We start from the raw sequence: 12,539 nt of genomic DNA on the forward strand, positions 1-12,539 counted from the left end.
CCGATGGCCGGCCCGGTTGCCGCGACAGCCGGCTCGCCAAGCTTGCCGGGGTCGCCACTGACCGGTTCACCCCGCAAGAACACGTCACTCAACGAACCCGTGTCGCCGAGTCCAGGCTTGCCAGGCACCCCACCAAGCGACTCGTCCCGCAAGAACACCTCACTCAACGAACCCGTGTCGCTGGTGTCGAGGTTGCTGAACACGTCATCGCTGGAGACAGACGTGTCACTGCCACTGCCACTGGCGCTGTCGCTGGCGCTGTCACGGTCGCTGGCGCTGTCACGGTCGCTGGCGCTGTCACGGTCGCTGGCGTTGGCGTTGTGGTGGATCGGCATGTCGTCGACGCGGGAGGCAGCACCAGCCGGCACCGTGCTACGGGCGCTGGCCGCGTCCGTCGTGCCGGGCGTTCCAGCCGTGCCTGGCGTGCCTGGCATGCCGGGGGTGCCGGGAGTGGCGCTGCCGGCGGCCTGGGTGAGGACCTGGTGGTAGCCGTCCACCCAGTCCCGCTGGAAGGATCCGGCGAGAGTGTCGTGGTTGGCCGGATCGACGCCGTACTTTTCGGCCAGGGCGGGGAACTGGGTTTCTGCCAGGCTGGTCGCGGCTGCGATGTGCTGCTCAGGGCTTACCGGCACCGTCGGCACGTCGGTGCGCCGGTTTGCCGGGGTGTCCGCGAGGAACGGGATGGTGTGCGGTGCGGTGGTGTCGGGAATGGTCACGGCCGTGAAACGGGCGGGCAGGTCGGTGACCGTCTGTCGGACCACGTTCGCCACGGCGTTGACCTGCGCGGCGTCGGGACTGGCCACCACAGCGGGCAGCACGGCCGGCAGCACGGGGGGCAGTGCGGAGGTACCGAGGATCGCACGGACGCTTCGCTCCACCTGAAGCTCGACCGCCGCGCGCACGGCAGCGGACGGTACCGCCGCCCCGGCGCCTGCCGGCACGCCGGCGCCCCCCGACGTGCCAGCGGCCGACGACGTGCCAGCGGCCGACGGCGTGCCAGCGGCGAGGTACCGGTCGATGTGGTACTGGGCGGCCAGGTGCGCGCCCGCGCCCAGCGCCTCCCGGTCAAACGCCGCCGGCAGCGCGGCGATCACCTGCTCCGACCGCACCTCGTCCGGGATCTGCTCGCCCGCGGACGCCAACGCCTCGGCCATCCGGGCCACCGCCCGCTCCCGGACACCGGTCAGATACTCCTCGGTGAGCGCGGTGTCGGGCAGACCGACCGCAGACAGGAAAGCCCGAACAGCGGGATCACCCTGCCGGGCGTCGACCCACTCGGCGAAAACCCGCTCGACCGGCACGGCAAGCGCGGCCATGCTCTTTTCCGCCTGAGCCACCCCGGCCAGCAGCCCACCGTAGCGGTCCACAAGATCCTGCTGGAACCGTTGCCACTGCTCGACCACCGGCACACCAGCTGCCGCGACCCACTCCGGCGCCGGCGCGGCCGGCATCGACCACGACACCGACCACGACGGCACCGACAGGTCCAGGTTCGGCGTGGGCAGGTTCAGGTTCGGCGTGGGCGGCGTGGGCGGCGTGGGCGGCGTGGGCAGGTTCGATGCCGGCAGCGGCGGGGTGGGCGGCGGGGTGGGCGGCAGGGCCTGCGTGCCGCTACCCACAGCCTTCGGATCGTCGACCCCGGTCTGGTCCCCCGTGGACGGGTCCACACCCGGTGTCGACACCACCGGCAGGACCGGCCTTCCGTCCGACGTGAGACCGATGTGAGGCACCTGCACCTGGGGCTGTTTCACGCCGCGACCGGCCGCGCGACCGGCCGCGGCCCCGGCCGCGGCCCCGAGCGATCCCGCTGCCCCCGAGAGCGCCCCGGAAGTAAGGTCCGCAGGGAGATTACTGAAGTCGTAGTACCCCTCGACCATCAAGCTGGCACCGATACCGAAGAGCCCCTCCCCGAGGGTCTCCGTCACGGGCCGCGTCAGCACATCGGTCAACAGAATCTTGGTGGCATCCGACACGCCCAGCTTGCTGACAGCGCCGGCGACAGCGCCAGCGACCTTGCCCAGCGCCGGCCCGGCCACCGTGCTGAGGAACGCCACCGCCCCCGCGAACGCCGCCTGCTTACCGACCACACCCCAGTTCACCCCGGACTGCAGACCGTCGGTCATCATCGACACCTCGGCCAGCAGCGCGGAACCCGGCATGAACAACATCTGCATAGCCGTGCCGCTCGCCGCCGAGCGGACCAACGCCGAACGCAGGATCGTCTGGATGATCGACCGTGTCTGGGCGAGGCGTGCCGCCGCCCCCACGGGATTCCAGAACCACATCGCGAAAATGCTGGCGAACTCGGCCATCATGAAGGAAAACATGGCGACCGCCGTACGCTTGCCCCTCTCCGTCTCGAGGAAGAACTTCTTCTCCGCCTCGATCACGGCGAGTATCAGGTCGGCCGTCTCGGCCAGCTTCTTCACAAACGGAGCGGTCTGGGCCACGAACCGGTCGAAAACCTCCCCCTCCCCCGCCTCCCCGACCGCCTTGATCGTCTGCTCCAGCAACGGGCCCAGCACCGTACGCACCCGATGCTCCAGCACTTCGGCCGTGCCGATGTCATTCCACAACAGCGGCAGCTTCGCCCGGGACAACTTGAACCCGGTGAAGCCTTCCAAAACCCGCAACGCACTCTCGTCGAGCTCAACGGTCGAAAAGGCGCCGGCCAACGCGCAACGCTCCTTCCCCGCCCCGAATCAGGGCACCCCGCGCGGAACAGTCAGCCGCGCTGACCGCCACCCCCGCTTCCGACCATCTCGTTCCAGTGCGGATCAGCCGCGGTAACCGCCGCCGATCTCCGGGACCGCCTCCGTGTTGGTTGCCTCAGTGTTGACCCCGATTTGACGGGTGATGCCCACCTTCTCGCCCTGGAATCCGGCCGCGTTAGCCAGTTGGCCGAAGACCCCGAGCACCAGATCCCCGAGGAGGTGCAGCACGGCCGCGCGAACCAGCTGGCTCTGCTCGTCGTCCCCCGCCCACCGGCACTCGGCGAGGAGCTTTAGCGGGTCTATCGTCCCAACCAGCTCATCCCTGAAATCCCCCAGCAACTTCACCCGCTGGGCCAGGGCATCCCCGTTGAAGGTGATCACTTCTGCACTCATGACGCCGCCCTCCCCCGCTGCCGGTCATCCTTGCCGGAAGCCAGGCCGATGATGCCCTCGAAAAGTTCCTCCATGCTCGTGGCCGACCGCGCGACGTCGCCGAGCCCGGCATGGTCAGCCAGCAACTTGGCGGTACCGGCCATCGTCTTCCGCTCGGCGCCCTCGCGAGCGGTGCGCACCGTGGCCACGATCAGGTCGGCCAGCTCGGCCGGCGCGAGTCGCTGGTAGGCGTCCCCGTTGAAAGTGATCCGGGTCAGCTCGCCCTGCCCACCCACGGTCACCGACAGCAGCTTCTTCCTGTCCTCCACAGTGGTCTTCGACCGAGCCACGCGCCGGCGCACCCGGTCGGCCGCGGCCTCAGCCTCATCCAGGGCCGCCCGCATCTCGGCCAACAGTTCCTCGTCGCCCAAACTGCTCATCCCACTACCTCCTCTGCCATCTCACGGCTGGTCCGTAGCAGCCGGTTCACTCCGGCGCAACAATGTTCAACGGCCCCGGTACCGGCGGCGCTCGTCCGGGGTGCCGGGACGCTCGTCAGGCGTGTCGAACTCGTCGTCCTCGACCCGGGTGTCACGACCGCGCCGGCCAATCACCGCCGGCGCACAGTCGGGGTCGGTACCCCAGACCTTCTCGTCCTCCTTCAGCCAGGTGCTGCGCTGGCGATCGCGGTCCTTCCCCTGATGGGGGGCGCCGCCCATGCCCGGCATCATGGGGGGCATGAACGGCATACCGCCCGAGCCAGGCTGCGGCATAGCAGCGCCAGCAACCGTGCCTGTGGGCACGCCGCCACCCGAGCCGGCCCCACCCGGGCCGCCGACGGGCAGCCCCAACCTGTCCGGGCTCAGCGCCCCGGCCGAGCCGGACACGCCGGGCACCGACGACAGGCCGCCGGTACCGACCTGCACCCCAGGCATGTGCGGGAATACGGCCGCGCCGGGTTTGGTGACGTTGCCGAGCACCGGGGGAGTGATGCTCCCGCTCGCGCCCGGCGTGGGCAACACAGCCTTGCCGTCGACCGTGGTCGGGAACAAATTTCTGTCCACCGGCGCCGTCGGCCCGGTGTCAGGCCACTGCAGCCTGCCCGGCTCCCTCAGCCCCGGTACGGATCCGCCCCCGCCAGACTGCCCCGACGGGTTGGGCAGCCCGAGGTCCGCCCGCTGGGCGTCGCTGATCGGGATCCGGTCCAGCAGCCCGCCCTTCTGCAGCGCGGCAAGCTGATCCGGATTGAGCTGACCGAGCGTCTTCGTACCGTTCGGCGCCGCCATGCCGTTCTTTCGCAGGTAGGCGGCCTGCTCAGGACTGAGCGGCACATTGTTCAACAGCCCGGCCGAATCCAGCTGCCGCAACTGGGCCGGTGTCAGATCACCCAACGCCTGCGGCTCGGGCAGCCCGAGGTTTGCCCGCTGGGCGTCGGTGATCGGGGTCCGGTCCAGCAGCCCGCCCTTTTGCAGCGCGGCAAGCTGATCCGGATTGAGCTGACCGAGCCTCGTCGCGCCGTTCGGCGCCGCCATGCCGTTCTTTCGCAGGTAGGCGGCCTGCTCAGGAGTGAGCGGCACATTGTTCAACAGCCCGGCCGAATCCAGCTGCCGCAACTGGGCCGGCGTCAGATCACCCAACGCCTGCGGCTCGGGCAGCCCGAGTTTCGCCTGCGAACCGCTGGTCGGAAAGCGGCTGCCCGGGCCGCCGGTGAACGGATTGTCCACTCCGCCGCCAGCAGACGGCTTGACCGACTTGGAGATCAGATTTTGTGGAGAAAGAACGCCCGCGGCAGGTGGACCATCCGCGCCACCATTGGTGAACGGGTTATCCACACCGCCACCACCGGTAAAGACACCACCCGGGCCACCATTGGTGAACGGATTATCCACACCGCCACCACCGGTAAAGACACCACCCGGGCCACCATTGGTGAACGGATTACCCACACCGCCACCACCAACAAAGGCACCACCCGGGCCACCATTGGTGAACGGATTACCCACACCGCCACCACCAACAAAGGCACCATCCGGGCCACCATTGGTGAACGGATTATCCATGGCACCATTGGCGAACGGGTTACCCATGCCGCCGCCCATGTTCGCGAACGGGTTGCCCATGTTCGCGAACGGGTTACCCATGTTCGCGAACGGGTTACCCATATTCGCGAACGGGTTACCCATATTCGCGAACGGGTCACCCCAGTTGGCGAAGGGGTTACCCCAGTTGGCGAAGGGGTCTGGCATGTTCCCGAACGGATTGTTGGGGAATCCGTTTGGCATCGCCCCGACGTCGTTGGGCATCGGCAGGGGTGCTACCGGCTTCGGGTCGGTGATGCTTATCGGGTTTCGCGCATCGACGAACACCGACATGAGGATCTTCGCCGCGACCAACGCCGGCATGAAGGCTTCGAGGGCGTGGTTGGCCCACATCTGGCGCAGATGCTGGTCCAGCTTGTTCCACTCGGGGACGCTGAAGGCCTCGAACGGGTGGTAATTCACCCACGCCGGCGGCGTCCACAGGACGGGCTTATCTGGTTGTTCTCCTCCACGTGTTGGGTTTTGTTGCAGCTTGGTGTTGGCGTACTGCTGGCCCAGGTCCCAGGCGTTCGACTGGCCATCGTGCAGGTCGCCATACTCGAGAGTGCTCTCGTTGAACATTCTGGCGATGAGCCGGTACGGGTGCTGCCAGGTGCCGCTCGGGTAGATCTTGTACCACCTGTCGAAGGTGTCCTCCACCGCGTGGATGAAGTCCCACATTGCCTGCTCGACCTGGGACAGCGTCGTGTCCCAGATTTTGAACTGGGGATCGACGTCGACGAGGAACTTGTTCGCGCCCTGCACCCGACGGATCCAGGCCGATTCGGCGGAGCCTTTGAATTCGGGGTTCTTGACGTTCACCGACTTGATCTGGTCGGTCAGCGAACCCGAGATCCCCATCGCGTGGGTCGTCAGGTTGCCCAGGATCTCGCGAACGGACCCGATCGAGTCCGGGTCGAACGCCTTACCCGGTCCGGCCACCTTGGGCAGGTCGGCGATCAGGCGTTCCCACGCATTGCCGAGCCTGACGACCGGGTTGCCAGCGGCGTTGGTCACGTCCCCCGGGTTGGTGGTGTTGTGCGTCTGCCCCTGAGGAGTTTCGTTGTTGGTCACGCCCACCCACACCGTCAGCCGGGTGACGTGCTTCATCGCCCCGTCCTGCCTCCACTTGTAGAAGGTGACGGCGTCCTTGTCGTAAGCGGGCATGTAACCGCCGACACGGGTGTGGTGGCTGATCTGGTTGACCAGCCAGTAGCCGGGGCCCTTGATGGTCCGCGGTCGGTACTCGTTGTTGATGGAACCCGCGTCCCCGCCGTCTCCGCCGCCGAGTACCAGCCCCAGAATGCTCGCCAGGGCGTCCTCGAACGTCGCGGTGTTCGTCATCACTAACTCCCAGAAGTGGGCATGAAGTAATCGAACTGCTCGGCGCTCAACGTGCTCGCCTGTTCGACGGCATCGGAGTCGGCCAGCAGGAATTTGATGCCGTACTCCAGGATGTTGATTTCGCCCCGCGCGCCCTTGAAGCGCGCGGCCAGGCCCGCCCGAACGCCATCGATCCTCCCCGTCAGGCCCTCCGCCTCGGTGAAGCCCTTCCCGCCGAGGCGCAGCTTGAACGGCTTCGTGAAGTCGACCGTCGAATCCGGCAGGGAGCCGTACGGGTAGTCCTTGCCGTACATCAGGTCGATCTCATCGACCTGCTTGGTGTAGATGCCCTGCAACTTCCGCAGGTAGTTCTCGTTGATGACGATGTTCTTCATCGTGCATTCCTCTCGACGGAGTCGGCGCAGCGGGGACTCGGCTGCATTGATTCGGGGAATCCAAGGTCTGGGCAAGCCCATGGACAGCGGTGGGTCAGATGCACTGGTCCACCCGGTGGTGCTGCGGACCAGTGCATCTGACCCGGTATCGGCTCGGCAGGATTGCCGTCGCGTCAGTTTCGCTGGACAGGCATCAGATGCACTGGTTCAGGACACGGCGCCCAGCGGTCTCCTAAGTGAAGATGGCCGCGCCCTTGTTGTCGCCGAGGACGTAGTTCTGGACGATCTCCACAAGGCGAGTCTGGCCCAGTGCCAGGGCCTGCCGCATTTCCTGCTGGCCCTGGTTCCACAGCTGCTGAGCCAGCGCGTAGGCCTCCGGTGCCTGGCCGTTGTTGGCGTCGATGAACCGCTGCACATGCTGCTGGAGGTTCTCCAGCGATCGGTCGAGGTCGCTGGTTTCCCTGCGCATTTCCTCGGCGACGTTGTGTACCAGGGCGGGATTGATGGCATAGTTGGCCATCCTCGGCCTCCTTAACGTTCGTCGGTCCGGGTTTTGTCGGCCCGGGTTTCGTGGGCGGGACGTTCGGCGGTCAGGCTGCGGCCCAGCCGCCGGACCGCATGGCGTTGTCGTCTTCGGTCGTGGTGGTCAGTTGCGAGTACTGCTCCATGTTCTGGTTGAGCATGTTCAGGCCCTGCTGGACCTTCGCGAAGCCGGCCAGCCACTGGTTGACGGCCTCAAGGAACCTCCCCGCGGCCGCGTCGCTCTGCCACGCGGCGGCCAGGTTGCCCTGTGCGGCCGTGACGTTCCGATAGCTGTCGCTGGCCTCGGTCTGGGCCTGGGCGAACGCCATGACCATGCCGGTGATGGTCGCCTGATCGGCGACGATCCCGTTGAGGTTTGCCATGGCTCTCCTTCCTTGTCATCCGGCGCGCGTCGCCGGAGGCGGTGTGATGTGATCTCGCCAGCCGCGCCCGTCCGGTGGGTCAGCCGCGGGCGGCGGATGGGTTTGGGCACCTCGGCGGCCTCACCCCCCTTCCGGCCGGACCAGTGCCGGCCCGGCGGGCAGCATGGCGACCAGCGCGGTGGGCATGACCACCGCCTGGTCGAGGGAGTACCCCAGGGTGGTGACATCGCCGCCCATGATCGGGTAGGCGATGCCCCGCTCGTTGACCAGCAGGCCCTGCTGCCGCCACCGATCGGTGTCCGCGCTCGCCCGGGGCATCAGCAGTGCTCCCCCGCCCGGCGTCACCCGCACCGTCACGGCAGTCTTTCGGCCGCTGCCGCCGGTCGGCGTACCGGTCGCGGTGGCCAGGACGACCGTGGGTTTCTCGCCGGCCTTCCCCGCGAACTCCACGCAGGCCATGGCACCCTCGGGTGGGGATGGCGGTTCGGGCGGGGTGGCCGGAAGCGTGGTCAGCGGGCGCACCGGGCTGCGCTGGCCGGCGGCGACCAGATCGGCCGCGGTGATGGCGGTCTCCCTGGCCGAGCCCGGCGTGGCCCGCCGCAGCAGGTACTCGGTCTCGGTCAGCGGGGCCAGCCCGTCGGTGGTCATCAGGTAGTGGCCGACCGTGCCGTTGCCCATGTTCACGGCGAACAGCTGGCCGATTGACGTCGGCCGGCCGGCCACCCTCGGCCCGGCGCCGCCGGCCCCGGTCACCTTCGGCGGGCCGACCGTACCGCCCAGCGGGATCAACTCCAGCCAGGTGGTCGCCACCGGCACGGGAACAAGCAGCCCCAGCCCCAGCACGTCGGCCATCCAGGACTGGGGAAGCAGCAGCCGCCGCCCTCCCCACAGCAGGTAGGTCTTCCCGCCCGCGGTGACCGGCAGCGCCTGCCCGCCGCCGAGCGGCTCGCGGGCCGCCGGCACGTCGACGTCCAGGACGATCCGGCCGGTACCCCGGCTGCAGGCACGCCACACGCCCTGGTTGACCCGGTTGGCCGCGGGCAGGACCTGCGGCCCGGCCGGGGTACCCACCGCCGCGCCCCGCGGCAGCTCGGCGAGCTTGGACGAGGAAACGGTGACCGGGGTGAGCCGACCACCGGCCAGCAGGGTGGCCGTTGCCACGTCGTTGACCGGGCGCAGTTGGCCATTGATCAGCACGTACCGCGCCCCGGTCGAGGAGTCCACCACCAGCATCCGCGGCTGCTGCCAACTGGTCGAGCCCGATCCCGGCAGCAACGCCCAGATCGCGACCACGACCAGCAGCAGGATCCCGAACACGAGGCCCGCGAAGGTACCGGTGCGGTCCCGGCGGGTCGGTGACTCCGCAACCTCCGGCTCGGCCCGCACCAGCGCACCGGTCACCCGGGCCATCATGTACCGCTGGGCGTCCACCTGGTCCCGACGCGACGACATGTCAACCCACCCGCGCCCGGATCACGTCGATCAGGCCGGTGATGACCACGACGGTCGGCGCCAGGGCGGCCACCGCCGCGGTATGCGCCAAGTCGCCCATCCGGCCCCAGATCGGGTTGAACCGCCGGCCGACCGGGATCCGCGCGGCCAGCCCGCACACCACCACCATGATCAGGCAGCAGCCGATGGCCAGTTGGGCGGCGAGCTGACCCCGATCCGTGATCGCGGTCAGGCACCAGATCGAGATGGCGGCCAGCGCCGGGCCGGCCAGCGCCAACCGGTGCCAGGTGCTCGTCATCGGGCGGGTGACCAGGATCTGGGCGGCGGCGGCCAGCCAGGCGGCCAGCGGCGCGGCCCAGCCGGGCGCCGCCGCCAGCCACACCATCGCGGCCCCGGAGACCAGCCCGAATGCCGCGTACAGGGCGGTCATGAACTGGTCCGCGGCGGCGGCCTGGGTGAGCACCCCGGCGGCCGGTTCCGGGTCGATGTTCTCCTGCAGGTCCGCCGGTTCGGCGGGCGTCTCCGGCAGGGCGAACCCGGCGAGCTTGAAGGCGGCCGCCGGTACCGCCGGGCGCAGCGCCGTGGTGACAACGACCACGATCGCGGCGATCGTGGTCCAGTCCAGCGTGGCCCTGGTGCGCAGCAAGAGCGCGGCGACGACCAGCAGCCACGCCACCAGCAGGCCGACGGTGACCGGCCGCCAGCCGGTGCGCGGGAAGACGAACGCGGCCACCAGCAACGCGGCGACGGTGCCAGCGCTGGCAACCACGAAGATCAGCCGGGGTAGGAAGGCGCCGGCCGCGCCAGCCAGCGGGGAGTGCGGCGCCACCGCCTCCAGCACGGCGAGCACCGTCCCGGCCACGCAGGCGGCGCCCAGGATGCCGGCCGTCGCCCGGTCGGCCAGCTTGCGTACCACCGCGAAGCCCGCGACGAAGCACATCGCCGCTATCGCCGCGAGCAGCACCGGGCCCCGAGGCGCGCCCGGCCACATCCGCGCGGCGGCCAGCCAGGCGGCCAGCCAAGCGCCGAGCAGCAGCAGGGCGGTGACCCGCGTCGTCTGCGGCCGCCACAGCCCGGACCGCTTGCGGATGCCGGCCGAGACGCCATCGACAAGGTCGTCGTAGGCCAGCGGCGGAATCTGGTCGGTACGCGGGCGTACGTGGACGACCTCGCCGTCGAGCAGGTCGAGATCCCCGACAGAGCTCGACTCGTCGAGGGCCGGCCCACCCAGCCGCTGGACGATCCAGCCGCTGTGCTCCAGCCCACGATCGGCGAGATCCGGTCCCAACGCGCTCAGCAGGGCCGGCATCATGTCGGCCAACGGAATGTGGGTGGGCAGGCTCACGTCGACCTGGCTGGTCGGTCCGACGACCAGCAGCCGGCAGAGTTCCCCGCGCTCGGCGCTCATATCCCGAACACGCCTGCACTGTCACTGGAGTTCACGGATTTTTTTGGGCCCTCCCGCGGGTGGCCGCCCGCGCTCGGCCGGGCGGCCCGCAGCAGCCGGGCCGGGACCGTGCGCTCGCCGAGGAACCAGTACTCCCGGCCCGCTCTGGCCTCCGGTCCAACCGGAACCCGCCACCGGATCCCATCGATGAGCTGCTGTTTACTCCACTTCGGCCGACGGCCTGGCCTCGTGACCCTCGTCAGCAGGGGCCCCGCTCGGCCGCTGATCCATCTACCGGAGACCTCACTGCGTATCGACCACCGACCCGCCCACGACCCTGATCAGGGCCAACCGTCAGCCCCCGCTATGAAACACCTAGTGCGGTGTCCACTAACGTTCACCGGGTTTCCGATGCACTGTTGTGGATCCTCGCCGTGTGGGCGAGCGACTCCCCACCGGGTGGTGGTGGGGCGGGCCTCCGCGGGCCAACTGATCCTCTCGCCGCCACGGGTGGGCGGCGGGGGTCACGCCGGGACTGGCCGGCACCGGGCAGGTGCCGTCCGGCTCGACGGTGCGTGACCACCTCCGGCAGCACAACGGCTGTCGGGGTGGTGGGTCCGCCGCCCGGGGTGCGGGTGGCGATGATGGCGGCCGCGATCAGGTCGCGGTGCCCAGAAAATGCGCAGTGCGGGCAGGTCAGGGTCCGGCCGCGGGGTTTCGGTACCCGCCGTAGGCAGGCGGGGCAGGTGGAGGAGGTGCCGCGCTCGTCGACGGGGTCGACGGTGATGCCGGCCAGGGTCGCTTTGTCGGTGAGGACCTGCAACAGCCGGCCGATCTGCCATTGCCGTAGCCGCAGGTTGTGCCGCCGTCCCGCATCGATGTCCAACACACCGCGCGGGTCACCCACCCTGAGCACACCGACCCGCTGCTGCACCGCCCACGACACCACCGTGCGGGCGGCTTCGTGTTGGGCCTGCCGGACCCGGCGCCGATGCCGGCCCTCCACCAGCCGCGCCCGGCGGCGGTATTTCCGCCACCGCCGAGACCCTCGCTGGCCCGGCTTCGGTGCCCTGCAGGCCACAGCGCGGCGGCGGGTTTTGGTGTCGGCGAGGTGCATGCGGTGCTCGGCGCGGATCGCCCGCCCCGACACCAACAAGCCTTCCCCGTCACGGCTGGCCACCGCGTAGGGGTGGATGATCCCCAGGTCGACTCCGGCCACCCGGCCTGGGTCCGGTCCCTCGCCCGGCGGATAGGTCGCCACCGGCACCTCGGCGGTCACGTCGAGGAACAGCCGGCCACCCTCGCACAGCAGGGTGACCGAGCGGACCTGCTCGGCCGGATACGGCACCTCCCGCGCCAACCTGACCCACAACGGCGGCCTGCCCTTGGCCACCGGGATACGCACCCGCAGCCCGTCGAGGGTGAAGGTGCCGTGATGCCAGCGCACTGGCATCAACGCCCGCCGACGACGCGGGAACCGCGCCGACAGGTCACCGTCCTTGCGGGCTTTCGCCGCCGCGAACCACGCATCGGAGAACCGCCGCAGCACCGACCGGGCACCCGTGGTGTCCAGTTCGGCGAAGGTGCCAGGACCCGACGCGGACAGCTCCCGGCACAACGCCTGATAACCGGTCAACGGCACATCCCGGCGGCGGCGCCGCCACCCGTTGACCTCCAACACACACGCCCACACATCACCAGCAGAACGCAGCAGCCCGAAACACCGCCGCCGCTGCCCAGGAGTCACCCGCAGAGCCACGCGAGCGGTCCGATACACCACCCGCGGCGCGGCAGGATCCCGACGACGAGGCACAACCACACCCAACCCGACGGGTCCGACAATTTCCCGGGGTGGCCAACCCGGCAAACGTTACGGCCAGGTCGGTGCGCACTGGCCCGACGACGGCACCGTC

The 12,539-nt window shown here is 69.5% G+C and carries 10 protein-coding genes; all 10 read right to left on the reverse strand.

Going from position 1 to position 12,539, the window contains the following annotated elements:
- A partial coding sequence (locus ACY34I_RS29470; RefSeq protein WP_462758315.1) for a hypothetical protein occupies positions 1–2,675 on the reverse strand: 2,675 nt, incomplete at its 3' end.
- Positions 2,676–2,777: 102 nt separating this feature from the next.
- A complete protein-coding gene (locus ACY34I_RS29475; protein WP_462758316.1) occupies positions 2,778–3,107 on the reverse strand; it encodes a hypothetical protein in 330 nt (109 codons plus the stop codon).
- Positions 3,104–3,517: a YbaB/EbfC family nucleoid-associated protein gene (locus ACY34I_RS29480; RefSeq protein WP_462758317.1), complete on the reverse strand. Its 414-nt coding sequence runs from the start codon at positions 3,515–3,517 to the stop codon at positions 3,104–3,106. Before ACY34I_RS29480 ends, ACY34I_RS29475 begins: the two co-directional genes overlap by 4 nt.
- A gap of 75 nt (positions 3,518–3,592) precedes the next feature.
- On the reverse strand, positions 3,593–6,508 hold the full coding sequence (locus tag ACY34I_RS29485) for a hypothetical protein (RefSeq protein ID WP_462758318.1): 2,916 nt from the start codon (positions 6,506–6,508) through the stop codon (positions 3,593–3,595).
- A gap of 2 nt (positions 6,509–6,510) precedes the next feature.
- Positions 6,511–6,882 carry a hypothetical protein gene (locus ACY34I_RS29490; RefSeq protein ID WP_148804831.1) on the reverse strand — a complete coding sequence of 124 codons (372 nt, stop codon included), beginning with the start codon at positions 6,880–6,882 and terminating at the stop codon, positions 6,511–6,513.
- 232 nt (positions 6,883–7,114) lie between these two features.
- The gene (locus ACY34I_RS29495) at positions 7,115–7,402 is read right to left on the reverse strand and encodes a WXG100 family type VII secretion target (protein WP_148804830.1); all 288 of its coding nucleotides are present in this window, start codon (positions 7,400–7,402) and stop codon (positions 7,115–7,117) included.
- A gap of 70 nt (positions 7,403–7,472) precedes the next feature.
- On the reverse strand, positions 7,473–7,787 hold the full coding sequence (locus ACY34I_RS29500; RefSeq protein WP_462758319.1) for a WXG100 family type VII secretion target: 315 nt from the start codon (positions 7,785–7,787) through the stop codon (positions 7,473–7,475).
- 120 nt (positions 7,788–7,907) lie between these two features.
- Positions 7,908–9,239, reverse strand: coding sequence for a type VII secretion protein EccB (eccB, locus tag ACY34I_RS29505; RefSeq protein ID WP_462758320.1), 1,332 nt, complete (start codon positions 9,237–9,239; stop codon positions 7,908–7,910).
- Position 9,240: 1 nt separating this feature from the next.
- On the reverse strand, positions 9,241–10,647 hold the full coding sequence (gene eccD, locus ACY34I_RS29510; RefSeq protein ID WP_462758321.1) for a type VII secretion integral membrane protein EccD: 1,407 nt from the start codon (positions 10,645–10,647) through the stop codon (positions 9,241–9,243).
- Positions 10,648–11,023: 376 nt separating this feature from the next.
- On the reverse strand, positions 11,024–12,445 hold the full coding sequence (locus tag ACY34I_RS29515) for an RNA-guided endonuclease InsQ/TnpB family protein (RefSeq protein ID WP_462758323.1): 1,422 nt from the start codon (positions 12,443–12,445) through the stop codon (positions 11,024–11,026).
- Positions 12,446–12,539 lie beyond the last annotated feature (94 nt).

It is taken from the genome of Micromonospora sp. RTBAU3-60, from assembly GCF_054963695.1.